The following is a 25968-nucleotide window of genomic DNA, read 5'->3' on the forward strand; positions in this document are numbered from 1 at the left end:
TGGAGTCTATACGTGTCAACCGCCACCCTCACGCAGTCACCGCCCCGACAGCGCTCCCCCTCGCGTCGTCTCGGCCTGGTCGTCGTCCTCACCTCTCTGGTCGTCATCGCGGTACTGTCGCTCATGTTGGGGGCCAAAAGCATCGCCGTCGGCGACGTCTGGGGCGGATTGACCGATCCCGACTCCTCGCACTACGCCGTCGTCCACGGCCTGCGCCTGCCGCGTACGATTCTGGGACTCGCCGCCGGTGCCGCACTGGGCTTGTCCGGTGCCCTCCTGCAAGCGGCCACCCGCAACCCTCTGGCCGACCCGGGGCTGCTCGGGGTCAATTCCGGGGCCGCCGTCGCGGTCGTGTCAGCCACCTACTTCCTGGGCGTTTCCACCTACTCGGCCACGCTCCCTTTCGCCTTCGCCGGAGCCGCCGTCGCCGCGACCGCCTGCTACCTCATCGCCGGAGCCGGGCGCGCCACCCCGGCCGCACTCGCCCTGGCCGGAGCGGCCATCACCGCCGCCGGACTCTCCTATGTGCAGGGAATACAAATCCTCGACGCCGCCACGCTCAACCAAATGCGTTACTGGCAGGTCGGCTCACTCGTCTCCGCCCACTCCACGCCCCTGACCGTCACCGTCGCTCTCATCGCCGCCGGGCTGGCACTCGGGCTCCTTCTCGCCCGCCCGCTGAACTCCCTCGCACTCGGTGAGGCGACCGCGCGCGGCCTCGGGCTCAGCCCCACCAAACTGCGTATCGGCATCATCCTCGCCGTCACGGTCCTGGCGGGAACGGCCACCGCCGCGTGCGGACCGATCGTCTTCGTCGGACTCGTCATCCCGCACGTGGTGCGCTTCTTCGTAGGAGTCGACAACCGCTGGATACTCCCCTACAGCGCCCTCGTCGGAGCCCTTTTTCTCGTCACGGTCGACATCCTCGGACGCCTCCTCGCCCGCCCCGGCGAAGTACAGGTCGGCGTCCTGTGCGCCGTCATCGGCGGTCCGTTCTTCCTTTACCTCGTCAGTCGTCGAAAGGTGGCCGCGCTGTGACACTCACCCGAACCGACCGAACCCCCACCACCCACGTCACCGTCCGCGCACGTTCCTACTCCCTACGCCTGCACCGACGCAGCCTCCTGGTCGGAAGCGCCTCCCTTCTCGGCCTCGCCGCGCTCGTCGTCTTCGCCCTGACCTCAGGCGACACCGGCCTAGGACTGCCACGAACCGTACAGACGCTCCTGGGCAACGGCACCACCGCCGAAGAGTTCATCGTTCACACGATCCGGCTTCCCCGCCTGACGGCGGCACTCGCCGTCGGCGCAGCACTCGGCTGTGCCGGGGCGATTTTCCAAAGCCTCACCCGCAATCCACTCGGCAGCCCCGACCTTCTCGGGATCACGTCGGGAGCCGGTACCGGAGCGATGATCTGCATCGTCTACGGAATCGCCTTCTCGCCAATGGCGATCACCCTGGCGGCGGGAATCGGGGCGCTCGCGGTCGGTACATTGATCTACGCCCTCATGGGCAAGGGCGATCCAAGCGGATACCGCCTCGTCCTCATCGGTTTGGGGACCGCCGCGCTCCTGACCGGCGTCAACGGATATCTGCTGACCAAATCGACCGATATCACCGTCGCGTCGCGGGCGGTGTTCTGGCTGACCGGCGACCTCAGTGGGCGCGATTGGGATCAAAGCGCCATCGTCGCCGCTGCCGCAGTCGTCGGCATCCTCGCCGCGATGGCGTTGTCACGCCCCTTGGACGGCCTGCGCTACGGCCCCGGCGTGGCGACGGGACTGGGCATCGGGGTGCGACGCACGACGACTCTGGCGCTCGCCTTGGCCGCGCTGCTGACGGCGGCCGGGGTGGCCGTCGCCGGTCCCCTGGCCTTCGTCGCGCTGTCGGCTCCGCATATTGCCCGCACCCTCTGCCGGGGTGATAAACCCAATGTTTGGATCGCGTCGATGTACGGGGCGGCTATCGTAGTCGCGGCGGACATGTTCGCGCAACACGCCATCGACGAGCGGCAGCTGCCCACCGGCGTCGTCACCGGTGCGATCGGGGGACTGTACCTGATCTGGCTGCTCATCGCTTTCCGCAAGAAGGGAACCCAACTGTGAACGACATGCGCCTCAACGCCTCCGACGTGACCTTGAGCTACGGTAAGCAACCGGTGTCCGAATCACTGTCGGTCGACGTTCCCGACGGGGAGTTCACCGTCATCATCGGCCCCAACGCCTGTGGAAAGTCCACCTTGCTGAAGGCGTTCGCTCGGACCTTGCGGCCGCAGGCCGGAGAGGTCCTTCTCGACGGGACCGACATCCATTCCCGTCCCACGCGAGAGGTCGCCAAAACCCTGGGTCTCTTGCCGCAGTCGCCGGTCTCTCCTGAGGGAATCACGGTTGCCGACCTGGTCAGCCGGGGCCGGTATCCGCACCAAGGTCTGCTGAAACAATGGTCGGGACACGACGAAACCGTGGTCTCCCACGCCATGGACGCGACCGGGATCGCGGACTTGGCGCACCGGGGCGTCGACGAACTCTCCGGCGGGCAGCGCCAGCGCGTGTGGATCGCCATGGTGCTGGCGCAGGAAACCCCGATCATGTTGCTGGACGAGCCGACCACCTTCCTGGACATCACCCACCAGTACGAGGTACTGGACCTGTGTTCCCAGTTGCACCGCGACGGGCGCACCCTCGTGGCCGTGTTGCACGACCTCAACCAGGCGGCCCGCTACGCCACCCACCTGATCGCCATGCGCGAAGGCGAGATCGTGGCGGAAGGGTCCCCTCGCGAGATCGTCACCGCCGCCATGGTCGAAAAGGTCTTCGACCTACCCTGCCAGGTCATCGACGACCCTGAGAGCCACACTCCTCTCGTGGTACCCCGGCAACGATTGAGCGAATGGAGCTAAGCGACCGACCATGGTGAGATCCGGCCCGTTGAACACCGAGTCCGGGCCAGACCTCACTCCCTCACGCAATGCTCGAAACGGCGACACCGGTCGATTAACGACCTTTGACCGGTACGCAACGGGTCTTTCTCCGCGAGTTCTTTGAACACCAACAGCTGCTTGCGCATCATCATCAGGTCCCCCCAGGCCAAGAACCGCCGACGCAGTCGCGAGCGCACCGTCTGGTCGTCGATGTTTCCAACCGCCAGCTTCACTATCAGACGGGTCCGGTCGTCTCCCACCGGTTCGACCACATAGGTCACGATGAATAGTCCGCACAACGCCAAGGCGCGTTGGTCGGTCATGCGCAATACCATGGATTCGTTCCAACGGTAGTCGGCGAGGGTGAAGATCGTCATGACCTCCTGCCCTATCGCCAGATTCTCCGCGCCGGGGGTGAGTTCCCGGGGGCTCTGCCGCCCACGGTTGTCCAGCAGGTCGTAGCTGTAAGGGGCGACCTTCAACTGGCACAGCCAGCGGAACACCGTCTCCACTGGAGCGTCCACTGTGACCGCACGGTACCATTCTTCGGCGGGCCGTGGTCCATGGTCGTCGCCGGGAAACCGGCGGTCGACGTCGCGACGATCGGTTCCCCATCCGTGCGGTAGAGCCAGGTCCATCGCCGATCTCCTTTCGGTTGTCACTGTGGCGTTGACCGGTCGTCAGTCTGCCAGGCGCGCCCCAGAAAGTCGAGCACGGCGGCGGCGTAGTCGTCGGGATGACGTTTCATGCCTTGCAGATGCGCGGTGTCGGGCAGGCTGTGTATCTCGGCCTCCGGAAACCGGCTGCCGAAGTCCTTGACCGCGTCGACGGTGACGATCGAATCGTCCTCTCCGGCCATGAACAGTATCGGCGTGGTGAGGTAGTGGCCGGTGGCCGGGGGCGGCCAGTGGGCGTTGAGAGCCCGGATGGCGTTGGTGGAGAAGCTGTCGATCGTGGGCTGCCGCGACGGCCCGTGCCGATAGATCGCCGGCAGCGGCAGCCCGGCTTGATCGACGAATCGACCGAAGACGTCGGAGAGGTCCACGACCGGCCCGCTGTCGCAGACGACGGCGTCGACGGCGTGGTCACGCAGCACGTACGTGGCCGGGAAGCACGAGAAGGAGAACCCGTAGACGGCGATGCGAGCGTGACGGTAGGCGGTGTCGCCGCGAAGATGGGTGATGAGGGTGGCGATGTCGTCGGTGAACCGTTGGGCCATATTGTCACTGGCCGTCTCCGAACCGCTCAGGCCGTGATTGCGGTGGTCGAACATGAGCACGGTATAGCCCGCTTCGTGCAGAAACGCCGCGTGCGGCAGGCTGGCCGATTTGCTGAGCCCGATCCCGTGACCGAGGATGACGACTCGGTTGTCGTCGCCGGGAATCAGCCAGGTGTCGAGTTCTTCCCCGGCATCGTTGAACGGCAGGCGCCGTTTCTCCACGTCCAGACCGAATTCCTTGGGTTGTTTGTGGTTGCCCCGCCGAGGCGGATGGAATATCTTGCGGGCCAGCGTTTTACCCATCCACCCTGCGGTGGGGCGGGCGGCGACGGAGCCGACGGCGGTGAGCGCTCCGGTCCGAGGGCGCTGTGGTTGACGTGTCAACTGTGGTCCTATCCGCAGCCACCGGCGTGGCCTTCGTCGGTGGCGTGCTGTCGTGTGTCCTGTGTCGGAGCGGCGGGTGACGGGGTCGGCAGGGCCTTGACGAAGGCCTCCAAGCGGTCTATCCCCCAGTACTTGTCCCAGCCGCGGGTAAAGAAGGGGACGCCGAACACCGCATCGCGTTCGACGGCGGTCAGGGATTCTCTCCCGCGCCGCCGCAGTTCGGGGTCGGAGGAGGCGTGATAGGCCGGGTCGGGGTCGAGACCCAGTTCGGTGAAGATCCCCGCGATGACCTTCGGATCGCAGACGTCGTCGCCTTCCTGCCAACGAGCGCGATATACCGCTTGGATGTAGTCGTGCCCGCGCCCCTGATCGACGGCGAGGTAATACGGTAGGTGCGTCACCTCCCAGTCGGTGTGTTCGTCCATCGGCCAGGCTATCGTCAATTCCCGCTCCCGGGCTAGACGCCGGACGTCGCGCAGGATGTAGTGATGTTTGGCGGCCGACATGGGCGTGTAGAGGAAACGTACTCCCTCGTCGTTCAGCTCCTGTTCCATGTGCTCGCCGGGTTCCCAGAAGGGGATCCATTCCAGCCGGTCGATCAGGTGCGGGTGGCGGTGGCGCAGGTCGTGATAGGCGAGCCAGGAATAGGGACTGCGAAGGGAGAAGTAGAACTTCGGTGTTTTATCGACCATTATTGATCCTTACAGGATGATTCCGCCGTCGACGGGCACTACGGCTCCGGTCATGTAGGTGGCTCGAGGTGAAGCGAGGAAACCGACCAGGTGGGCGACGTCGTCGACGCTTCCCATGCGCCCCAGCGGGATGTTCTCAACGGCTTTCTTCTTCACCGATTCGGCCAGGTCGGCGGTCATGTCGGTTTCGATGAAGCCGGGGGCGACGACGTTGACGCGGATGTTGAACCGCCCCAGTTCCTTGGACAGCGCCTTGCTGAATCCGATGATTCCGGCCTTGGAGGCGGAGTAGTTGCTCTGGGTGGGGTTGCCCTGGATCCCGGCGACCGAGGAGAGGTTGATGATGCTGCCGTTTTTGCGTTTCATCATGGAGAAGGCCATCGAGCGGCACATGTTGTAGGTGCCGTCGAGGTTGGTGCGGATGACGTCGTTCCAGTCGTCACCGGTCATGGTCAACAGTGGACTGTCACGCACGATACCGGCCGAGTTGATGAGTACGTCGATGTCGCCGACTTCGTCCTCGACGGTGGTGATGAGGTCTTTGCAGGCGTTGCCGTCGCTGACGTCGACCTGATAGTGGTGGACGTCGAGCCGGTTCTCCGCGTCGGGGATCGAGCGGGAGGCGACGGCGACGGTGAATCCGTCGTCCTTCAGCCGCTGCGCGGCGGCGCGTCCGATGCCGCGGGTTCCGCCGGTGATGAGTACTACGGGTGGTGTCATTGCGAGTCGGTACCTCCGGTGAGTTCCTGCGCCGGTCGCATGGCCATGACGATGCGGTCGACGCTGAGTACGGTCTGATCGTCGACGGTGGTGTGTCCACCGCAGAGAACGGTGTCTCCCAGGTCGCGTTGCAGTTCCACGTGGTGGATGAGAGTGTCGCCCGGGAAGACGGGCCGGTGTACGTCCACATCCGACATTCCGCCGAAGAGCATGACCTTGCCTTCCACGACGGAGGGATTGGGTTTGTCCGCGGCTACCAGCACTCCGGCCGCCTGACACCAGGATTCGACGAGTAGAACGGTGGGATAGGCGTCGGAGTCGGAATGGGCATACCACGGTTCGTTGCCGCTGACGGCCTTCGCGGCCCGCAGACTCGTTCCCGGTTTGAGGTCGAGAATGCGGTCCACCAGCAGCATGGGGTAGCGGTGCGGGAGGATTTCCTTGATGTCGGTGTGCTGCATCAGTTTTCCTCCTCGTCGTACAGGAGCGTCGCTGAGGCCGCCGTTCCCGACGCGGCGACCACTCGACCACGGCAGGACCATTGCCCGTCCCGCTGTTTCCACTCCACGAACACGTCTACTTCGTCGCTGGGAAAGACCGGGCCGGTGAAGCGGGTGGAGCGGATGCGACGCAGCCTCCGTTGTGGATGGTGCTCCTGTGCGGTCTGGACGATCAGGTCCAGAAGGCACACTCCCGGAAAGATCGGGAAGTCGGGGTAGTGTCCCGCCAGTAGTGGCTCGTCCTTGGCCACCAGGTAGGTGGCCTGCGCGGCCTCCGACGAGTCAATACGCACGTCGGGACCGCCGCGCAGCGGGCTCGTGTGAGCGAGCGGGGACATTACTTCTCCCCCAGCTTGTGCGTCATGAGAGCGTGAGCCTTGTTGAGGGTGGTGATCTCCTTCAGTTCGTCCTCGGTGAGTTTGACGCCGAACTTGCGTTCCAAAACCACCATGACCTCAAGGGCCATCAGCGAGTCCACTTCCAGGTCGTCGATGAAGTGGGTCTCGTCGCCGACTTCGTCGACCTCGACGTCGAGTACCTCGGAGACGAGATTGCGCAGTTCTTCACGGTCGATTGTTACGTCCATTGTCGGATTCCTTTCGTTCTGTCTTTCTGTTATCGATAGAGGCGCAGCAGCGCGCCGCCCACACAGCCGTCAACGTCCACACCGGTCATCAAGGCGAGGCGCGGTTGATCACTCGGTTGGGAGGCCGACCGGGCGAGAAGCGCCGCGAGTTGAAAACCGCCCGACGCCGCACCCGTGTCGCCGATCCAGTCACCGACGGTCAGTTGTTCGGCCTCCGGAACATGGGTGTTCAAGGCCTCGGATTCCGCCGCCGCGTACGGTCCGGGAGCGTCCGAACGGGCGACCGCCCACAGTGGTTCGTCCGTGGACTGACGCAAGCGCTGAATCCGGTCGCCCAACACTCGAGCCACGTCGTCGGCGTCACGAGCGACGCCCATGGACACGGACACGACCTCGGCCCACGGCTGTCGTCCGGCTGACCGTGCTTCGGCTTCGGACTCCAGCAGCGTCACCGCGCAGCCTTCGGCGAGCGAGTGGTGCGGTGGCCCGACGCGGTGGCGCTCGGACAGTCGACTGCGGGTCGGCGACATTTCTTCCACCGCCCCGCACACGATCTGGCGAGCGCGGTTGAACCGCGCCAGGCGCAGGGCGTATTGCAACGTGGCGATTCCCGAACAGCGTCCGGCCGCAACGGTCGTATTGGGTCCTTTGAGTTGGTGCCAGATGGCGCTTTGCCCTGCCGCGCAGTTCATGACGGTATTGGGAAAGCGAGTGGGGTCGACGAAGTAGGGTTTCTTCTGGGTCAGCGATTCGGTGGTGAAGCCGAGCATGCTTTCGGCACTGCCGGTGGTGGTTCCCAGGACGAGACCTGTGTCGTCGGCGATGCCGGGGAGGCGCCGTCCGTCGCGGTCGTGCAGCAGTTGGCCCACGGTCGCCACGGCCAGGCCGGTCACCCGGTCCATGGATCGGGTTCCCTTCTTACCGAGGAAGTCGCGTACCTCGAAGTTCGGAACGTGACCGGAGCCGTACGGGTCGGAGGGTGAAGTGGGTGGCTGTGCCAGGTGCTCGATGAACTCGTCCTTGCCGATACCCAGCGGCGAGGTCGCTTCCCAGTCGCTGATGACCACCCGGGATGGTGCCATGGTCATGATTGTCCTTCCTGCTTGGAGACGCGTCGGTTTAGAAGAACCAGACGTGTCGGTAGTGGGGCCATTGGGCGGTCATGTCCTCGGCCGCGATCCGTCGCACTCCGCTGAGCAGTGCGGTTCCGGAGCGGTTGAAGTGGTCGCAGTCGGAGGCATCGGCCAGGACGGTGACGTCTTCGGAGATCAACGCCCGAATGGTGGCGCGCGGATCGGGGAGGGTGTCGATGTTCTGTCCGGACAGCTCGACCGCCGGTGGCCCGGGGCGGTCGAGGGCGTAGGTGACGGCGAAGTCGCGGAGGTATACGTCCAGCCCGCCTTGCGGGTCGGGCGGTTTCAGATCCCCCATCTGTCGATTGAGTTCCCGGATGAAGTACAGGGAATCGACGAACTGTGCCTCCACCGCACCTCGATAGGCTTTTTCGATGATGATGAGGACGCGATCGCGCTCGGCCATCAGACCACTCCCATCATGACGGTGGTGTCGGCGGCTTCGACGTGTTTGTTGAATGCGAACGGCGGACGCAGTCGGACATGGTCGACGTGGTCGGTCGCGCCGCGTTCCTCGCTGCAGAAGCGGCAGGAGTACCAGCGCAGATGCTCCGGGTGTTGAGCCACCAGGCCGGTGATGACCTCGGCCACGCTGGGATAGTGTGTCTGCCAGTCCAAGAGGTTGCGCGGCTTGTCGTCTCCCAGGCTCTTCTGCGTGAGCATGGTGGCGTATCCGCAGGTCCATACTTGGACATTCGCCTCACGAGCCAGGCTTGCCTCGACCAAGCGCAGGGCGGTGGTCGCCATGTCGTTGTCGTGTGGCGCGCCCATGAGCGCGACCAGTAGATCGCTGCGTTGCAATGCGGTCGGTGCCATCAGTGCCACACCACCGCGGGTCGTTCGGTCAACAGGTAGTCGGCGAGCCAGTCCATTCCGGTGACCGCGAGGCGCGGATGCAGGTCGTCGACGGTGAGTCCGCGTTGCCGCAGCGAGAAGCCGTCCACACGGACGGTTCCGCCGGCGGTGAGGAACTCTTCCAGGTCCGGGTTGTCGATACCGGCGGTGACTCCGTTTTCCAGCAACAGAACCGTGGTGTCGATGCCGAGTCCGAGGAGAGTACTGCCCCGCCGGTAGCATTCCGGTCCTTGGGGTGTGCGGACGGTGTGGGTCTCGACCAGCAAATGCGGTTGAGCGGTCATGAGGTCAAGGCCTCCCCGCCGTCAATGCCGATGACGTTGCCGGTCAACCAGGACGAATCCAGCTGGGACAACTGCGCGATCCAGGCGGCGACGTCTTCGGGTTGAGTCAATCGGCCGTGGGGATTGCGTTCTTCGGCGGTGGCCAACAGCGCCTTGTGTTCGGGGATGCGTTCCAGAGACGGCGTCACCGTCACCCCGGCCCGCAGCAGGTTGACCGCGATACCCGCCGGGGCCAGTTCCACGGCCAATTGACGGGCATGGGCGGCCAGGGCGCACTTGGCGGCCGAGACCGCACCGTAGGAGGCGGTCACCTTTTGGTCTCCGGCACTGGTCATGGCAAAGATCTTGCTGCCGGACCGGAGAAGCTCGGCGGAATGGAGCGCTTGGGTCCAATACACCAGACTGTGGGCCATCACGTCGGCGGTCATGGAGACCTGACGCGGATTGATCGCCTCGTCGGCCTCGGCGATGTAGGGCTGCAGAGTACCGAAGGCCAGCGAGTGCAGCAGCACTCGTACACCGCGCTCGGCCAGCTGTCCCTGTAGTTCCTCAACGACCTCGGCACGGGCTCTCTTATTGGCGGCGTTGACGTTGTGGAAGGTGACCTCTACGCCGTGGGAGCGCAGTTCGGCGGTCAGTGCGTCGACTCTGTCCTGTTCGGTGGCGGTGTCGAAGTGCACCCCGACGATGTTCATTCCCTGCCGAGCCAAGGTCTGGGCGCAGGCGGCCCCCATACCGCTGGAGGCTCCCAGAATCAACGCGTTGTGTCCTTTGAGGTCTTGCGGCCCGACTGCGGGCCCCTGAACGTCTGACATTTTAATCGTCACTCCGTTGTATATAGGCGAGGGACAGGTTTCCATATGGGGAGACGACCAGGACGGCGCTCTCGGTCGGACCCGACATCAGATTGCGGCGTATCAGCGCGGCGGCGGTCAAGCAACCGTGTCCCACCTCGGTGAACGCCGCCCACTGGCCCGCATTGGCGTTGGGGGCGACCAGGTGAATCGGAACGTCGTCCGCTGTCGTCCAGCGGCTCAAGGTCTCGTGGCACCAGCGTCGTAGACTGTCGGGATCGTCCGCGACGTCGGGGACGAATCGACTGGCCGCCCGCACGGTTCCATAGCGCGGTCGCGTCGTGTCGGCCGCTTCCGTCACCAGCGACACCGAACCGTCGTCGGCACCGCCGAAGGAGGCCACGGGCGACTCGACCGCTCCCACGATTACGCGTTCGGCGCGCCCCAGAGACAGGGATCGAGCGCCCAAGGCCAGAGCTTCCACTCCCGCCGTGTGCGGGGTCGTCACGCTGACGTTGAAGCCGCGTAGACCGTGCTCGGTCCCCAAACGCGACGCGATCAGGTTGACGGAGAAGTACGGGGCGGTCGCCGGACTCAACGCCTCGGCGTTCTCGTCGCGAATCGTCGAGTCCATCCCGGCGTGAAGATGGCGCACCGATTCGTTGGTGCCCACCGCGACGCCAAAGTCCTCCCCGTTTCCTTCCCCGAGTTCGACGGACGCGTCGGCGAGAGCGTCCTTGGTGGAGGCCAGAAGGTACTGTGCCGCGCGTGGCAGATACTTGTATCCGCGCCTACCGAGCCGACTGCGATAGTCGAACCACTCGTCGTCCGCCGCACCGGCGGGCAGGGCGCTGCCGAGACCGGTAACGGCCACACTCAATTCAGGCGACGTCATCAGCGCACCCCTTCCAGCAGCAAGGAAATGTTGTTGCCTCCGAAGGCATAGGCGTTGACCATCACGCGCGAACGATCCAAAGCGACCGACTCACGATTCAGATTGACCGCGCACGCGTCGTCGGTGGGGCCGACCGCCACATTGTTCGGAACCTCGCCGTGACGCAGCATCAGTACCCCGGCCACCACCGCGAGCGCCCCGGCGGCTCCGCCGGTATGCCCCAGCAATGCCTTCAGGCTATAAGCGGGCGGGCGGTGTTCGAGCGCTTCGGCCAACACCTGCCCTTCGATCTGGTCATTGAGTTCGGTTCCCGTTCCGTGCGGTATGACTGCGCCGACGTCGGCGGGTTTGGCGTCGGCCTCACGCAGTGCCGTGTCGATGGCCCGGCGGATCTGCCGCCCGTCCGGTTCAGGTGCGGTGGCATGGTGGGCGTCGCAGCTCCACGCGCTCGCACTCAACACCGCCTGCGGGGTCGCTCCGCGCCGCCGGGCGTGTTCGGCGGATTCGAGAACAACGGCGGCCGAGCCCTCTCCGAAGACGGTTCCGGCGCGGTCGGCGCTGAAGGGGCGGCAGCGTTGCGGATCGACGGCTCCCAGGCGGTTGAAGCATCCCAGCGCCACCCGCGAATAGGCTTCGCTGCCTCCGGCCACGGCGACGTCGACCGCACCGCTGCGGATCAGGTCGGCGGCCATGGAAACGGCGAATCCACCGGCGGCGCAGGCGTTGCTGACGCTGTGTACGGGCCCGTCGCAGCCGGTGCGGCGGGCAACGTCGGCGACCGTGGCGAACAGGGTGTTCTCTTCAGACGGAGGCTTCCCTTGGGAACGCTCTTGGTCGACGACACGCGACTGCCCCATGCCACTGCCGAGGACGAGGCCGGTGTTCGATCCACTCGCCGGGTCCCAGCCGGACTGCCGCAACGCTTCGGTCACAGCGGCATGTCCGAGGTCGGCGGCCGACGGCTCCGGTCCCACGTCGGTGTCCGACGGGACGAGGTACATGAGTGGGTGGGCCATGTTGGCCTGGGGATCGTCGACCGGGCGCGGAGTACTGTGTGCGCCTTCCATGCCCTCCCACAGCACGGTGGCCCCGGCTCCGAGGCAGGAGACCGCCCCGACTCCGGTGACCACGACATCGCGGTCGTTCACTGCTTCTCACCTCGCGTGAGTGCCGTCATGACCCGCTCGTCGAAGTCCACGAGCGTCCAGTTGCTCCGGTCGTCGATGACGGCGTATCCGTGGGTGATGCTGCCGGTGGCGACGGGAACGATCGTGTTGTCGCGAATGACGAAACAGTCCATGCGCGCGGTGTAGGTCAGGGTTTTGAAGACCTGCTCGATGGTGTAGACGGTGTAGAGCTGCTCTTCCATGATCGCCTCGTTGAGCAGCCGAATGCGCGAATGCGGAACGACGGGAATCCACCGCCGGTCGTCGAGCATGGTCTTGATGGAGATGCCGCGATCGGCGAGGAACAGGTCTTCGGCCTCTTCCATCTGACGCAGGAAGCCCGACATCTGGACACGCTCGTTGTAGTGGCAGTACATGTAGGGGATGCGCCATTTCCACGCGAAGGCGTTGCGTCCGGCGGTCGCCTGTTGGACGATGTCGCCGTTGAGGTCGAGGTCGGGCAGGTCCAGCGTCGTGGCGGAATCGGCGATGGACTCCACCGCGAACGGCTCCAGAAGGCCGTCGTCGTTCTCGGTGTCGAAACCGTAGGTGCCGCGCCGCAGGTGTACGTCGACCTGTGCCGTCGCCGCCTTGGTCGCCTTGCCGTCCCGCATTACCGACAACTTGACGGTGAAGGACAGCCGGTCGTCGTCTCCACTGGGAATGACGACCGCCGTCGCGGCGTCGTCGGTGTGCAGCGCCGAGAAGATACGGGTGTCGAGGTTGGTCAGATCCAAACCGAGACCGAAGCGCTCGTACAGTTCGCGCGCACCCAGGCCGTTACTGCGGAAGTGTTCCAGAACGGCCTCTTCGATCACGTAATTGACGTGTTTGAACCCGATCCACGTGCAGATGTTCGAGCCCTCGTACCGTACCGGCACGCTCGTCTCGGTGGAATTGCGCAGCAGTTTGTCTACATTGGCCTTGATAGTCATGGTCTTACTCCTGATCGGTCAGTGCGAGGTCGATGAATTCCGTGAGCGTCTTGTGAAACTCATGGGTGTTCTCGTGCATGGGGAAATGGGCGCAGTCGTCGAACACCTGCAGCCGCGAGCGCCGCAGCACCGCGTCCAGCGCCTCGGCGTCCCGCAGGAACGCCGCGCGGTCGTGGCGTCCTGCCATGATGAGAGTCGGGGTGTCCCAACGCTCCAGCGGCAAGGACGGTGTCCTGGTGTAGGCGTCGAAGAACCGCATCCAGGCGTAGGGACCGATCCGATCGCGGACGTGCCGCGCCATGTCCTCGGCGATGTCGGCCGGTATGGGACGACGACTGCGGTCGTGGATGCCCTCCGCCAGAATTTGATGGAAATTGTTGAAGTAGTAGTCGATCGCCGCCCAATCGAAGTCGCGCGCCGCGGCGCGGTAGAAGGGCGATACGACCACAAGCGCCCGTGGGGTCACGGTGGTCTCCGGTCGGGTCAACCAGTCGAGCGCCAGTGTGGCGGCGAAGGAATGGGCGACGACCACGTCGATCCGCTCGTTCAGTTGCGCGGCGGTACGGTCGAGCCACACCGCCGGGTCGTGTTCGACCGCCCAGTCGGCCACTCCTTCCGACCGCCAGGGCAGTTCCGCACTCCACAGTCGAAACCTCCCCAACCCGTCGGACACGTCCGACCAGGTTTGCGTATCGCTGGCCAGACCGTGGAGGAACAGGACGGTGGGGGCGTCGGCGGCACCGGAGCTTTCGCGGCGCAGCACGATCGGCTGTTCGTCAGACACCTGCCGTACCTCCTCGCAGGGCCATGCTGAGGGCCGCTTCCGCGTTCGCGTTGGTGGCTACGGCCAGACCGGGCTCACCGTCGCGCATGCGGGCGACCGCTTCGATCGCCTGGACGACCCCGAGGGAGCCGCCACAACGTCCCATTCCGTCCGAGATGTCACGTACCCGTTGTGGCCGTAGCGTTTCGGGAACATGCGTCTCGTCACCTCGAGGTGGGGAAAACCAGGTGAAGGCGGAATCGGCGTCGTTCAATCGCAAGCGGCGCAGCGAATCCCACGCCGAGGCGCCGCGACCCCATCCCACGCACTCGGCAGCGGGAGTGACGTCACGGTCGGCGGCACTGTCACGGGCTTCCAACATGACCGCCGCGGCACCGTCGAACAGCTCGTCCACGCCGCAATCGTGGAGGAAAGCAACGACCTCGTTGGCCGGTTCCACTCCAACGACCAGCACGCGCTGACAGCGACCCGCCCGAATCTGGAGTGCCCCCAATCGAAGAGCTTCCAAACCGGACAGTTCTCCGTCGCAGACGGTGAGGTTGGGCCCGCGCAGTTTGAAGCGAATGGCTATCGACGAGGCGATCACATTGCTGGACGCGTTGGGCAGCCCCATGGGGCTGGTGCCGTTGACCGATTCGGCGTGAATGGTCGACACGGCCCGACAGACGGTATCGACATTGCCGGTGTTCGAACTGACCACGACACCGGTCGAATCAGACGGACCCTCGCGGCCACGATCCAAATCCGAATCGTCAAGCACGCGTTGGGCGGCCGCCATTCCCAGGCTCGTCGCCCGGTCCTTATAACGCAGACCTTTGGAACCCAGAACCTCGGCGGGATCGAAGGCCGCATGACCACGGGCACGGTCGCGTTCCAAGTCGCTCACGTCGGCGACCCCGCTGATCGCGTGGCCGATGCCCGTCACGACGACGTCATTCCACTGCATCGTGGCCCCCTTCGACAATGGCCACGGCGTTTACTCCGCCGAAACCGAAGGCGTTCACCTGAGCCAAGCGAGGGCGCAGCCGGAGGCTTTCCCCGCTGACCAAACGGAAACGTTTAGCCGAACTCATCGGCTCGTCCAAACCCGCGATCGGCGGAATCGAACCGACCCGCATGCACCACAAGGCCACCGCCAAACTCAGCAGCCCCGAACCACCGGAGGTGTGTCCGGTCATGGACTTGATGGCGGTCATGGGAATCCGTTCCACCTCGTGATCGAACACCGCTTCGACCGCGCGGGCCTCGGTGTCGTCATTGAGAACCGTTCCCGTGCCGTGCAAGAACATGAGCTCCACATTCGACGTCGTCACGCCCGCCCGGCGATGCGCGTCGTCGATAGCGCGGCAAATGCCCTCTTCGTCGGGTGCCGTCACGTGCACCGCATCGCAGTTGACCGCCACCGACCGGACGCTGCCCCAACGAGACGACGTTCCTTTCCGCAAGACGATCGCCACGGCTCCGTCGCCCATGATCACGCCGCGACGTTCCTGGTCGAAGGGCCGCACCTGTTCCGGCGGCTCGGGCTGTACCCGATCCAGCAGCCCGAACATGCTTTCGGTGATCGCGTCGACCCCGGCGACCACCACCGTGTCCGCCTCGCCGCAACTCAGCAGGTCATCGGCGAGCGCGAGGGTATACAGCGACGCCGAACAGGCATTGGATACGGTATGTACCTCGGCGGCACCGAATCTCCGACGGATCGCACGGGCGAAATCCAAATCGTCCGGCTCCATCGCCTCACCACGGCTCCACGCCAATTCCAGAGTCCGCAACTCCCGCAATCCGGTTCCCACCACGATGGGAACCTCGCTCAGGTCGCTCAGATCGGCGTCCTCACAGGCTTGCTCGATCGCCTCCAGCAACCAACGCGTCGCACGCTGCGGCTGATCGACACCGTCGGAACGGTCGTCGATCTCGTAGGCGGCCTTCATCCCATACAGCTCGGAATCGAAGCCGCGTAGTGGAGCGACTGCCGACCGTCCCGCACACAGGGATTCACCGATCTCAGTTATCGAGGAGCCGACACCGGCCACCGCTCCTACTCCGTCAATCGACCAACTCATGCGCCGACACCCTCCGGTTTTCCGAAGACGACGACGGAATTGTTGCCGCCGAACGCGAGCCCGTTGTTCTGCACGACATTGACGTCCTTGCGAACGGCTTCGTTGGGGACACAGTCGACGTCGCATTCGGGATCGGTGCGACCGTGATTGATCGTCGGTGGTATGAAGCCCTCCGAGATCGCCAAGGCACAACCGATGGCCGCCAAGGCGCTTGCCGCGCCCATGGTGTGACCGATCATGGATTTGACCGAGATCGTCGGTGGGCGCGCCTCTCCGTAGATCTGACGGATCGCGTTCGCCTCGGTGACGTCATTGGCTTGGGTGCCTGTGCCGTGCGCCGAGATGAAGTCGACCTTGTCGGGGCTGACCTGGGCGTCGTGCAGCGCGAGGTCCATGCACGCGGCGATACTGTCCTCTTTGGGAGCCACGGGATGATGCGCGTCGCAATTGAGGCCGTAACCGAGCACTTCGCCGTAAATCGTGGCTCCGCGTCGCTGTGCCGACTCCAAGGTTTCCAGAACCAGGATTCCGGCGCCTTCGCCGGTGAGAATGCCTTCGCGGTCGACGTCGAAAGGGCGGCACCGACGGGGAGCGATGGTTCCCAGCCGGTAGAAGCCGGTGAACGTCTTACGGCACAGTGCGTCGGCGCCTCCGCACAGAGCGATGTCGGCCTCACCCGACCGTACGACGTCGTATCCGTATCCGATGGCGTAGTTTCCCGCCGCACAGGCGGTCGGCAGGGTCGCCGCTTCCGCACGAGACAGCTCCAGCTCTTGTGCGATCATTGTGGACAGACGAGTCGGGGAAATACGGGAGGCAACGTCCGGTTGCCAGTGTTCGTACGATTCCCGCACCTGTACGTCCGCGAGTTGATCCAGGTCCCGCGATTCTCCATCGGTGGTACCCACCGAAATAAGGACGTCTTTGTCACCCAGTTCGCCGTCCGACAAACCGGCGTGCCGCACGGCCAAGCGCGCGGCGGCCACCGCGAATTGAGTGGCGCGCCCCAGGCTTTCGATGTCGAGATTCTCGATGTGGTCGTCGGGACGAAAATCGTTGATCTCGCAGGCGTAGGAATGCTCGTAACCGGTCGTGTCGAACGATTCGATCGGTTTTGATCCGTCACTGCCGGACGCCAGTCCGTCGCGAAAGGCCTGGGCGCTGGTACCGATGCTGGACACCGGTCCGAGCCCGGTGATCACCACCCGCTGGTCCGCTGGGCGTTCGGTCGGGGATTCTTCGCTCATCGTCGGAGGGCCCTATTCGTTCGACGGAGCGGCGGAAACGACATCGTAGATGCCGGCGAGGTTGACCATTTTGGTCATTTCCGATTGCGCGATCGTGATGTTGAAGGTCTTTTCCAGGGAGGCGACGATTTCAATGGCCAGCAAGGAGTCGGCGTCGTGGTCTTCCTTGAACAGGCTGGTCTCGGTTACCTCGTCAACGTCGAGCTCCAAGATTTCACAGATAAGAACCTTGATTTTGTCTTTCATGGCGGCATCCAAATCGAGCATGGCGAGCGCCTTTCTCATGTGGGAGTTTCCTTAAACATGAGCAACGGTAATTTCGCCTTTCACGCAGCAACAATGCTTTGGCATCTAACTGTCACCGAAAGCGAGCGAACGTCATCTACCTGCTAGTAGAACTGCGAGATCGCCACGCGGCCATAAAAATACGGGTATCGCCGTGCCACTCGGCGATACCCGTATTTCGTTCCCCGGCCGGTCAGGTCAGCTGCGCGAGACGCCACGCCACCTGGAATCGAGTGTCCACGTCCAAGATCTCCATCAGGGTCGCCACATAGCGCCGATAGGTCCTTACCGACACATCAATGCGACGAGCGGCCACTTCGTCCAGACTCCCCTCTTTCAACTGACATATCACCTGTTGACACCGAGGGCTGGCGAGCGCCTTCTTCAATCTGCGGTAGCGTTCCGGGGTGAGTGAGAGGCGCCAATGACGCTCGAACAGGTCGCTCAGTGAGTGAATCAGTTCAGGTACTTCTACGGTGAATACCTGGCTGTACTCACCACCGGTACAGCTTTTGACAAGCGCGGTCTTTCCGTCGAAGATGGCGAATTCGGGTACCGGCTCCCATGCGGTACGCGCATGGACCAGATCGGGTTTCAATTCCAAAGGGATCTCATCGCTCGTGCCAAGGAGGGAATCGTCAGGAACACAGAGTGTTCGAACCCGCGTTCCTGGATTCAATCGTCGCGCGAACTCCGCATTGTCACCGAGTTCGAGCTTCCATGACGGACGCACGACGAAGGTGAAGTCGACTTCCATCGGCATACCCTTGCTATCCATATAGGATAGAATCTTCGAGAGTACGGACCGGTCGGCCCTTACATCCCCCACTCCGGAGGTCATATCGACGCCATCGCTTCCGATGACGCGGTCAATCAGTGCGATGGCCTCTTGTAGATGCATGTTCATGTCATTCGAGAAAATCTGGTTCTCGGTATTCACAATATTCAACCTGATCGATCTGTGGCTACTGAAATGACGGATTCTCTAGGGGTTCCGACCATTCCAGGTTAGAGCTGGTGAACGACTACACACATCATTCGACGGCATGCGCGCCAACCCCATTCTCACATACCTCAACCAGGGAAAAGACCTATTGGAATACCACTAAATCAACGCGAAGACGCGCAATGGACACGCACTGTTCAAGAGAAAATCAATGACAGGTTCCTGACACGGCTGTCAGTACCCGACTCCACACAAAATCTGCTATTATGTTGCCTCACAACGAAAAAAGGGGCGGTATCGATACCGCCCCGATCCGAATGTTCGATCTAGCTGCTTGTCGCGCCGTCGATGCGCTCACGCAGGAAATCGGCGTGGCCACAGTGGCGAGCGTACTCTTCGATCATGTGGATGTAGACCCACCGCAGATTGACCGTCGCGATCGTCGTCCGCACGTCCTTGTCGAGGTCGTACTTAGCGGCGCTGTCGCGCGCCTGCTCCACTGCCTTGTCAAAGAGCTTCCACACGTCCTCAGCAGGCAGGCCGTCCAGGTCGTTGAAATCGGCGTCGAAATCCTCTTCCTGTGTGAAGGTCTTCTGCGCCGCCAAGTCTTGCTGGTCCAGCAGTACACAGAACCACCACTTCTCCACGTCGGCCATGTGCCGCACGAGCCCCAGAAGTGAGATGGTGGAGGGATCGACATTGCGCTGTTTGAGCTGGTCGGGGTCGAGCCCGGTGCACTTTTTCAACAACTCGGCACGAAAATAATCGAGATAGTTTTCCAACAAGGCACGCTCGCCCAGGTCGCCGGAAAATACATTTGGTTGGTCTATTTCAGGTGCTGTCCATGTCATCCCAACAGCCTAATCCGTACCTCCGACATCGGCATTCAGATTTCAGTCCTCCTCCGACGGAGTGACACCGACCGCCGGTTCCACCCATTCGTCCTCATCGGGGTCTTCAAAACAGTCGGTGCTGACGGCGATGTTGATCGTCTCGGAATCAGGTTGCCGAGTGGCAATATACTGCGCGCCGTCGGCCTCCACTTGAACTGTCGCATAACCTGACTCACCCCAGAATATCCCATTGTCGCTGTCCCGATATCCGAGTTCGTCGGTCCACAACTCATGGACGTTTTCCACTACCGTCTCGGAGGTACCAGGTTCAACGGTAACGGAATAGCGGGCCACCATCCGATACGTCACGACTTCCTCATCGGGACACGTCTGCTGGACGGTTTCCAGGAACTCCAAATCCGCGATCTCCGCCGTTTCGATGTCGGCGATCGCCTCGTCTCCCAACACCAGCACCTCGTCGATCGCTTCCCGCTTCGGCTTGACCTCGGTGGTACAGGCCGTCAGCGCCAGAAGCACAAGCGCACCAGCCAGTACGATCGTCGTGTTTCGCACTGGTGTATTCATCAAACCCATAGGTACTCAGAATACCGTGTGTCATCCAAGCGATTATCCCGCATCCAATACCGCGAAACGAGCCCTGCACCTCATGGGCCGTGCCGCATCGACGCGACCACGACCGGATCATCGATCATCGCTATAAACTGATGACGATCGATCCGCGTGACTGTGGCTGGCGCGAAAACGTAGTATGAATTGAGAGGCCACCACGGAAGGGAGCCCGATCATGAAAACGGTTAAGACCCTCGCGGATCTACGCCACCACTGGGATAAGCACGCCGACACCTACGACCGTCAAATCACCTGGGCCGAACGGAAGTTCTTCGGCGGAACCCGATCCTGGATTGGGAATCACTCCAGTGGTCATACCTTGGAAGTTGCGATCGGAACCGGCCTCAATATCCCGCACTATCCGTCCGACGTTGACCTCACCGGCGTTGAGCTGAGCCCACGCATGCTGGAAATCGCTCAGAACCGCGCCGCCCAGGCTTCCCTTCGCACGGACCTGCGGATCGGTGACGCTCAGAAGCTCGAATTCGCGGATGACACGTTCGATACCGCCGTCTGCACGTTTTCCCTGTGCACCATTCCCGACGACCGAGCCGCAGTCAATGAGATGATCCGTGTACTTAAGCCCGGGGGTCTCCTTTTGCTCGCCGATCACGTTGTTTCCACGTCATGGTGGGTCCGTGCGCTGCAATGGACGATCGAACGCTTTTCCATTCCCTTCGCGGGTGAGTACTTCCGTCGGCGCCCCATGCGATACGTCAAAGAAGCGGGATTGACCATCGAACAGCACGCCAGATTCAAACGCGGGCTGATCGAACGAGTAGCGGCGAGAAAGCCTTGAACGATTGACGAGTCGGTTAATGATTTCGACGGTGTATCACAGGTGTAGGCCGCGAACGTATCGTTGGATGGTCCTCGGTTCCCGTCGACTTACGCATATACCTTGCACTTGCAACAGTTGAAAGTGGATGTTATTGTGTCAACTAGTTGCTTAGATGGAAGGCCAAGATGGAGCGATCAATGTCCCCCGCAGAGCAATTGGCGGCTGTGGAAAACGCACCGACACTATCCAAGAGCCCCAGCGTCCGAGTCAAGACAGCCAACACTGTCGGTATCCTTATCCTCTACATAGCCTATTGCGCCTCGTTCGCCTATGAGGCGTCCCTCTCGGTGGCGATCGGGCTCACGGCCCTGACCTGGCTTGTACAGATGTTGCTGGTGCGACTCGTGGGCTCCTATGATTCGGGGCGACGGAGGTCCTCCCGTTTCGAAGAAGGGCTGTTCTATCTGTCAATTGTCCAGGCCATGGTCCCGATTACCATGAGAGACACAGCCGAAGGGCTGTTCCCAAATGGAGCTCTCATCGCTGCCGCTCCTACGGCTGTCACCGTCGCGTACGTCCTCTTTCGATGGAGGCGATAAGGTGTCTGAGCAACCTCACACCCGCCTGACCAACGTTATCCACTCTCCTACCCGTTTGGCAGTACTCGGTGCGCTGCGGGGTGTGGGGCAAGTTAATTTCGCCGACTTGCGGAATTCCCTCGAGTTGACAGATTCCGACCTCTCCCGCCAATTGAAAATTCTTGAAGAAGAGGGCTTGGTCGATATCACTAAGTATCGAGAGAAACGAAAACCGGTGACAAGGATCAGGCTCTCTGAATCAGGCCGCGAACGTTTCGATGAGTACCTCGCAGAGCTCAGAAAGGTTGTCAACACGTCACTGTAACAGCGAACGTGGGGCCCCAAGGGAGACCCCACGTTGGACAGCGATTTAGAGGTTAAGACTTGAGGTTAAGACTTGAAAGCACAGTAGATGGACCCGGCGGCGAGTCCTGCTGCCAATCCGACAACTCCACCCTTAACGCCAACTTTGAGCCCGCGCTTTGCGGCTTCTTTGGAAATCAGCTTGGCAGCTTCCTTCCACTTTTTGTCTTCCAAGTAGTCAGCGATCTTGTTGAAGACAGCGGTTGGACCGCCGAAGAGCCCACCGAATCCGATCTTATCCAGTAGACACATCGCATAGCTCTTAGCACTACGCAGGCTTACAGTTCCGTCCTGCTTATCCTGGCGCTCATTCTCCTCGATTTGATCGAGCTGTACTTGCACGGCATCTGCGAACTCCGCACCAAACCTATCGACAGCTTTCTGGTATTCGAACGTTCCATTTGCATTAGTCAGGCTGCCGCTATGAATGTACTCAAGGTAGGCTGCCAACTCATAGATCTGATCTTCGGACACCTCATCGGTTGATTCCACAGCTGTGGCCGGACTGGACAAGCCAGTCGCCAAAGCGAGACCACATATTACAGAGACCGCGAGCAGAAATATTTGCCGCAGCCGATTCGGGGAGGATATCATTGCAGTTTCCACTGGCGAATTCCTTTCATCTGGACACAGTGGTGCACTGCCCACTGACTTTGGGGGTCTGTGGGCATGGCTGTTCGGCGGCCACGTATTTGCCTGTTCGTGGCCGCCGGACCTTGCGAAGAGAATCATACAGTTAGGTAGTATGTACGAAACGACTTCTACCACTGCATGTTACATCATCACTTGAAGCATTAAGTAATCGGGAAGTGCACCGCCCCAATAGCTCTGTTCGCCAAGACCCCTACTGCGCAATCGTATTGTTATCCTTGGATTCAAATATCGGATTCTTGTTACTTTTATCGGTGTAATTAAGATTGAAAGGGCGAGTTGGCTCCAATAAGATGCGATCACGCGAAATTGCGACTATAAAGAATCTGTGGACACTATAGCGATTTAATTGGGAACTTATCCCGTCGAACACGTCATTGGCAGTTCGACACTTCATATACTCGGGGTTGTACTCTTGCAGTAATGATTCGCACGATCGACCCGAACCCGACATCCATAGTAAATGCAACTTTTTCCACGGCGACGCTGTGGAGTTACGGTGAGATTCGTCGGACTGCCGCACAATGACAGGGAATTGTTCCAGTACAAAACAATCGAAGAACCAGGGGTGTACTCTCCAACAGCTAACGCAGTATAAACACCATCTGCACCCACCTCGTTGGCTACCGAACTGCCCGCCCTAGTCTGGCGCTTGCGACGGCAAACCGTGAGATGACGAGACAGCCACCCCACCACAGACCGATTGATGAGTAGGATGGCGGAGCATAAAACACCGGATTTCATAGAACACTCTGGAAGACATAATTTGAGTTGTAACTACATCTTCTTCCCGGAAGATCGCTTACAGGATAGACTTTAATGCCGTACCATACTTGGTATCGAATAGATGTCGATACGATCATGGTAGTTCACTATAGTAGATCATTTTTTCTAGGCAATCCCGAACAAACTCGGCCTCCTCTGGAGAAAAGTTTGTACGTTCGTCGAACTTAACGGTTGCGTACATTTCTTCTATGCCATCTATAAGATCCCATAGCTCTTCTCGATATTGAAATGAATCGTCTTCATCCATTAGACTTTTCATATCAAGGGGAAATGAATTGAAGTCCCTCATATGTTTATGTGAGTATTTGATCCGAGCAATCAAATTGCCCCGAGCGCTGTTTTCCGGGTCAATAATCACTGTCTCCCCAAAAGTCTTCCTGCTACTGGAACCACATTCGCCTCGGTATGGATTTCAAGTGTCCGTATGGTCTGGCTGCAGTGCGGCATAACATTACCCATCGACAACGGGCCTGAAGTTGACAAGAACGGGTGTTAGGGAGAGACGACTCCCCTAACACCCGTTTCATAATCGTTATCCTCTACCAGGGGTCTTCATCTCCACCGCACATCGAGGGCGGCGGGAAAATGGGCCGCTGATCAGACAGCGACTGGATCGTGTCCGCGTCAAGCGTTCCCGAGTAGGCTCTGACCGCGTCGATCGTGCCGTTCATGAACGACCACCGATCACCGGCACTGTCACCGGAAGCCCCTACGAGCAACCGACCGTCGGTGTTCCAGGGATGCTCCATCGCATCGACGGTTTCTTCAAGGGCACCGTCGACATAGAGCTGGGCTTCACCCGTAGCGACATTGTAAACAGCCGTGAGGTGATACCACTGGTCAACATTCGGGGCCGTTTCAGAAACGGCCTGAGCGCTTACGGTTGGGTCGTCATTGGCGTCCGTCATCTCAAACGTCCACCGTTCCAGCTCTGAGTCGAACTTCAGTCCGAGAGCGGACGAGGCCTCACCGGTCTCACTCACGACCGTGTAATCGCCGTTCAGATCATCCAACTTGGCCCATGCCACCATGGTGAACGATTCATCGGACGTAACCACCGAAGAACTCGTTTGAGCATAGCTCTCATTGGCAGCCTTCGGGCTGTATGCGGCTTCGCATTCGTTGAAGCGATCTTCGACCCAGTCATGACCGCCTTCGAAGGTGAGGTTGTTGTCGGCCCACCCGTCGGAACCGGATTCATCGGCTGACAGTCCCCAGTAGGAGGTACGTTCAGTCCCAGCCGGTGTGAAGTCATCGGTTGAGGCAATCCCCTGCCAAAGCCGAACTTCCCCAAAAGCGGTTTCAGGGAACGCGTTGGTGCCGTCGAATCCGCACCCAAGGCTCAACGTCTCGGCTTCGAAGGAGGAGAAATCCATGTGCGCGTCGGCGGACACCTCTTCACCGTCGACGTATAGAACTGTCCGTTTGGTGTAAGGATCGTGTGAGACCGAAAGCTGGACCCACTCGCCTTCGCTGGAATCGACCGGCGCACTGATGACAGACGAGGCAGCATTACGGTCGTCGGACTCACGAACTTTAAACTGCCATTCGTTCTTTTCGCCGTGGTATTGGAAGTACGCAAGCGAACTGTTGCTCCCGTTCACCGACGCGATGATCGGGTCTTCGCCCCCGGGCAATTGGTTGGGACGGAACTTGAGCGAAAGGCTAAACGGCTCATTGGTTTTCACGGTGTTCAGTTCAGCGTTTGGACATACCGAACCAGCGAATTCAACGGCTGAATCCTGACGACCCCAGTAGTCGGGGCCCCACGTCACAGAGTCCATGTCCGAGAACGGTCCGCTGAAACCGCTGACGTCATCGCCACTGCCACGGAATTCCCAGTCCCCAAGTAGGGCAGCCGGGAAGTTTCCTCCGTGGTAAAGATACGACACCTGGTTGGAGGACAAAGCCTCCTGATACGCCACGATGTCGTCGACGACCCCTTCCAGCGCGCCAATGCGGTCGCCACTGGACAGCTCTAGGCATCCAATGGTCAACGGCTGATTCGTCTCCCATACGTCGCCGTCAAGGACGGTGCTGCCTTCGAGTACGCCGTTGACATAGATACGGATGCTGTCGGCCGCTACGTCGTATACGCCCACGACGTGCTGCCACTCGCCAAGGGCCACAGGAGTTTCGGAAACCGCGCTGACGATGTTGGCGTCAGTCGCGTCGGCATTGCTCCGAGTCATTGCCCATTTGTCATCGTTCTCGGCGTAGGTCAGGTTGAACGAACCGCTCGCGCTTCCAGCTTGCCCAATGAAAGTAGGCGCAGAATCGCTGCCGCTGTCCGGCTTCACCCAGCCACCGACGGCGAAGGACCGGCTCAGGTCCAGACTGAGATCTTCAGGAGCCATACACGATTGTCCAGAGGCGCTGAGAGAAGCCGCAAGACCGGCGTTACCGTGACGGTCCGAAGTAAACTCAATCGATTCGTCGAGAGCAATCGAATTATTCACCGAGGAATCGTCACGGCCATCTCCATTGAGACGCCAAGCGCCCACGGAGTGAGGCGCACTGGGCTTTGTCACTCGCACGAAGAGTTCGGTCGTCGACGACGAGTCTCCAGAAGCCATAACGGCTTCCGCTTGGAGAACCTGGTCGATGGAATTGCTCGGGGGAGTAAGTTCCACTCGAACCTTCCCCTCAGCGTCAAGGTCACTGGTCGAACGGCTGTGACCTTGCCAGCCATAGCGAACCTGATCCGCTGCCGGCGCAGTGAACTCGAAGGTGACGGGATCACCGAACGACGGGGCTTCGGTCACTTGCGAGATTTCGGGTGAATCCACCGTGTCATCCGAATTCGCCGATACCGGCGACGGCATGGAAACCAGGAGGATACTTACAAGTACAACAGACAGTCCAAACAGGGAATATCGTGTCCACTGTCGAACTGAATTTTGCCTTTCATAAGGCAAATCCAGGGACATAAAGG

Annotated in this window: 31 protein-coding genes; 6 read left to right on the forward strand and 25 right to left on the reverse strand. The window is 61.4% G+C overall.

Features of this window, described 5'->3' with window-relative positions; genetic code table 11:
- Positions 1–12 precede the first annotated feature (12 nt).
- The 3 genes from HALAL_RS0101765 to HALAL_RS0101775 are packed head-to-tail and all read left to right on the forward strand — an operon-like array spanning position 13 to position 2899.
- Positions 13–1038, forward strand: a complete 1026-nt coding sequence (locus tag HALAL_RS0101765; RefSeq protein ID WP_025272356.1) for a FecCD family ABC transporter permease — start codon at positions 13–15, stop codon at positions 1036–1038.
- Positions 1035–2105: a FecCD family ABC transporter permease gene (locus HALAL_RS0101770; protein ID WP_025272357.1), complete on the forward strand. Its 1071-nt coding sequence runs from the start codon at positions 1035–1037 to the stop codon at positions 2103–2105. Before HALAL_RS0101765 ends, HALAL_RS0101770 begins: the two co-directional genes overlap by 4 nt.
- Before the next feature lie 5 nt (positions 2106–2110).
- Entirely contained in the window at positions 2111–2899 is a 789-nt protein-coding gene (locus HALAL_RS0101775; RefSeq protein WP_029767199.1) for an ABC transporter ATP-binding protein, read from the forward strand.
- A 53-nt stretch (positions 2900–2952) separates the two neighbouring features.
- Here HALAL_RS0101775 and HALAL_RS16405 read toward each other — a convergent pair whose 3' ends face one another.
- From HALAL_RS16405 to HALAL_RS0101890, 23 genes are all read right to left on the reverse strand, one after another.
- Complete coding sequence (locus HALAL_RS16405; protein WP_025272359.1) at positions 2953–3558, reverse strand: hypothetical protein; 606 nt, start codon at positions 3556–3558, stop codon at positions 2953–2955.
- Between the two features lie 20 nt (positions 3559–3578).
- Positions 3579–4523, reverse strand: coding sequence for an alpha/beta hydrolase (locus HALAL_RS0101785; protein WP_025272360.1), 945 nt, complete (start codon positions 4521–4523; stop codon positions 3579–3581).
- 8 nt (positions 4524–4531) lie between these two features.
- Positions 4532–5215: a 2-hydroxychromene-2-carboxylate isomerase gene (locus tag HALAL_RS0101790; RefSeq protein ID WP_025272361.1), complete on the reverse strand. Its 684-nt coding sequence runs from the start codon at positions 5213–5215 to the stop codon at positions 4532–4534.
- A gap of 9 nt (positions 5216–5224) precedes the next feature.
- On the reverse strand, positions 5225–5935 hold the full coding sequence (fabG, locus tag HALAL_RS0101795) for a 3-oxoacyl-ACP reductase FabG (protein WP_025272362.1): 711 nt from the start codon (positions 5933–5935) through the stop codon (positions 5225–5227).
- Positions 5932–6396 carry a 3-hydroxyacyl-ACP dehydratase FabZ family protein gene (locus HALAL_RS0101800; protein WP_029767202.1) on the reverse strand — a complete coding sequence of 155 codons (465 nt, stop codon included), beginning with the start codon at positions 6394–6396 and terminating at the stop codon, positions 5932–5934. The genes fabG and HALAL_RS0101800 overlap by 4 nt, the downstream gene beginning before the upstream one ends.
- Positions 6396–6773 (reverse strand): ApeI family dehydratase, encoded by a 378-nt coding sequence (locus HALAL_RS0101805; protein WP_025272364.1) that lies wholly within the window; start codon positions 6771–6773, stop codon positions 6396–6398. The genes HALAL_RS0101800 and HALAL_RS0101805 overlap by 1 nt, the downstream gene beginning before the upstream one ends.
- Positions 6773–7021, reverse strand: a complete 249-nt coding sequence (locus tag HALAL_RS0101810; protein WP_025272365.1) for an acyl carrier protein — start codon at positions 7019–7021, stop codon at positions 6773–6775. The genes HALAL_RS0101805 and HALAL_RS0101810 overlap by 1 nt, the downstream gene beginning before the upstream one ends.
- A 29-nt stretch (positions 7022–7050) precedes the next feature.
- Positions 7051–8109 carry a beta-ketoacyl synthase N-terminal-like domain-containing protein gene (locus HALAL_RS0101815; protein ID WP_025272366.1) on the reverse strand — a complete coding sequence of 353 codons (1059 nt, stop codon included), beginning with the start codon at positions 8107–8109 and terminating at the stop codon, positions 7051–7053.
- A 31-nt stretch (positions 8110–8140) separates the two neighbouring features.
- Positions 8141–8560, reverse strand: coding sequence for a hypothetical protein (locus tag HALAL_RS0101820; protein ID WP_025272367.1), 420 nt, complete (start codon positions 8558–8560; stop codon positions 8141–8143).
- Entirely contained in the window at positions 8560–8970 is a 411-nt protein-coding gene (locus HALAL_RS0101825) for a DsrE family protein (RefSeq protein WP_025272368.1), read from the reverse strand. Before HALAL_RS0101825 ends, HALAL_RS0101820 begins: the two co-directional genes overlap by 1 nt.
- Complete coding sequence (locus tag HALAL_RS0101830; RefSeq protein ID WP_025272369.1) at positions 8970–9293, reverse strand: hypothetical protein; 324 nt, start codon at positions 9291–9293, stop codon at positions 8970–8972. Before HALAL_RS0101830 ends, HALAL_RS0101825 begins: the two co-directional genes overlap by 1 nt.
- Complete coding sequence (locus tag HALAL_RS0101835) at positions 9290–10108, reverse strand: SDR family oxidoreductase (protein ID WP_025272370.1); 819 nt, start codon at positions 10106–10108, stop codon at positions 9290–9292. The genes HALAL_RS0101830 and HALAL_RS0101835 overlap by 4 nt, the downstream gene beginning before the upstream one ends.
- 1 nt (position 10109) lies before the next feature.
- Positions 10110–10982 carry a beta-ketoacyl synthase N-terminal-like domain-containing protein gene (locus HALAL_RS17240; protein ID WP_025272371.1) on the reverse strand — a complete coding sequence of 291 codons (873 nt, stop codon included), beginning with the start codon at positions 10980–10982 and terminating at the stop codon, positions 10110–10112.
- Positions 10982–12130 carry a beta-ketoacyl synthase N-terminal-like domain-containing protein gene (locus HALAL_RS0101845; RefSeq protein WP_025272372.1) on the reverse strand — a complete coding sequence of 383 codons (1149 nt, stop codon included), beginning with the start codon at positions 12128–12130 and terminating at the stop codon, positions 10982–10984. Before HALAL_RS0101845 ends, HALAL_RS17240 begins: the two co-directional genes overlap by 1 nt.
- Entirely contained in the window at positions 12127–13083 is a 957-nt protein-coding gene (locus HALAL_RS0101850; protein WP_025272373.1) for an acyl-CoA thioesterase family protein, read from the reverse strand. The genes HALAL_RS0101845 and HALAL_RS0101850 overlap by 4 nt, the downstream gene beginning before the upstream one ends.
- A 4-nt stretch (positions 13084–13087) precedes the next feature.
- Entirely contained in the window at positions 13088–13867 is a 780-nt protein-coding gene (locus HALAL_RS0101855; protein WP_025272374.1) for an alpha/beta fold hydrolase, read from the reverse strand.
- Positions 13860–14813: a beta-ketoacyl synthase N-terminal-like domain-containing protein gene (locus tag HALAL_RS0101860; RefSeq protein WP_025272375.1), complete on the reverse strand. Its 954-nt coding sequence runs from the start codon at positions 14811–14813 to the stop codon at positions 13860–13862. The genes HALAL_RS0101855 and HALAL_RS0101860 overlap by 8 nt, the downstream gene beginning before the upstream one ends.
- Positions 14800–15933, reverse strand: a complete 1134-nt coding sequence (locus tag HALAL_RS0101865) for a beta-ketoacyl synthase N-terminal-like domain-containing protein (protein ID WP_025272376.1) — start codon at positions 15931–15933, stop codon at positions 14800–14802. Before HALAL_RS0101865 ends, HALAL_RS0101860 begins: the two co-directional genes overlap by 14 nt.
- The gene (locus tag HALAL_RS0101870; RefSeq protein ID WP_025272377.1) at positions 15930–17180 is read right to left on the reverse strand and encodes a beta-ketoacyl-[acyl-carrier-protein] synthase family protein; all 1251 of its coding nucleotides are present in this window, start codon (positions 17178–17180) and stop codon (positions 15930–15932) included. The genes HALAL_RS0101865 and HALAL_RS0101870 overlap by 4 nt, the downstream gene beginning before the upstream one ends.
- Positions 17181–17192: 12 nt before the next feature.
- Positions 17193–17447, reverse strand: coding sequence for an acyl carrier protein (locus tag HALAL_RS0101875; RefSeq protein ID WP_025272378.1), 255 nt, complete (start codon positions 17445–17447; stop codon positions 17193–17195).
- A 211-nt stretch (positions 17448–17658) separates the two neighbouring features.
- Positions 17659–18366, reverse strand: coding sequence for a hypothetical protein (locus HALAL_RS0101880; protein WP_156937553.1), 708 nt, complete (start codon positions 18364–18366; stop codon positions 17659–17661).
- Between the two features lie 371 nt (positions 18367–18737).
- The gene (locus tag HALAL_RS0101885; RefSeq protein ID WP_025272380.1) at positions 18738–19262 is read right to left on the reverse strand and encodes a DinB family protein; all 525 of its coding nucleotides are present in this window, start codon (positions 19260–19262) and stop codon (positions 18738–18740) included.
- Positions 19263–19304: 42 nt separating this feature from the next.
- The gene (locus tag HALAL_RS0101890) at positions 19305–19838 is read right to left on the reverse strand and encodes a hypothetical protein (RefSeq protein ID WP_156937554.1); all 534 of its coding nucleotides are present in this window, start codon (positions 19836–19838) and stop codon (positions 19305–19307) included.
- A gap of 211 nt (positions 19839–20049) precedes the next feature.
- Here HALAL_RS0101890 and HALAL_RS0101895 point away from each other — a divergent pair, with 211 nt between their 5' ends.
- The 3 genes from HALAL_RS0101895 (at position 20050) to HALAL_RS0101905 (ending at position 21558) form a co-directional block, all read left to right on the forward strand.
- A complete protein-coding gene (locus HALAL_RS0101895; protein WP_025272382.1) occupies positions 20050–20673 on the forward strand; it encodes a class I SAM-dependent methyltransferase in 624 nt (207 codons plus the stop codon).
- Between the two features lie 179 nt (positions 20674–20852).
- On the forward strand, positions 20853–21254 hold the full coding sequence (locus tag HALAL_RS18770) for a hypothetical protein (RefSeq protein WP_035534309.1): 402 nt from the start codon (positions 20853–20855) through the stop codon (positions 21252–21254).
- Position 21255: 1 nt separating this feature from the next.
- Positions 21256–21558 (forward strand): transcriptional regulator, encoded by a 303-nt coding sequence (locus HALAL_RS0101905; RefSeq protein WP_025272384.1) that lies wholly within the window; start codon positions 21256–21258, stop codon positions 21556–21558.
- Positions 21559–21623: 65 nt separating this feature from the next.
- Here the strand turns inward: HALAL_RS0101905 and HALAL_RS0101910 are convergent, their stop codons facing one another.
- Together HALAL_RS0101910 and HALAL_RS0101920 are read right to left on the reverse strand one after the other, a co-directional pair.
- On the reverse strand, positions 21624–22202 hold the full coding sequence (locus HALAL_RS0101910; RefSeq protein WP_035534311.1) for a hypothetical protein: 579 nt from the start codon (positions 22200–22202) through the stop codon (positions 21624–21626).
- A 1370-nt stretch (positions 22203–23572) separates the two neighbouring features.
- Positions 23573–25858, reverse strand: a complete 2286-nt coding sequence (locus tag HALAL_RS0101920) for a LamG domain-containing protein (protein ID WP_025272387.1) — start codon at positions 25856–25858, stop codon at positions 23573–23575.
- Positions 25859–25968 lie beyond the last annotated feature (110 nt).

Origin of the sequence: Haloglycomyces albus DSM 45210 (assembly GCF_000527155.1) — a bacterium.
Classification (GTDB): Bacteria; Actinomycetota; Actinomycetes; order Mycobacteriales; family Micromonosporaceae; genus Haloglycomyces; species Haloglycomyces albus.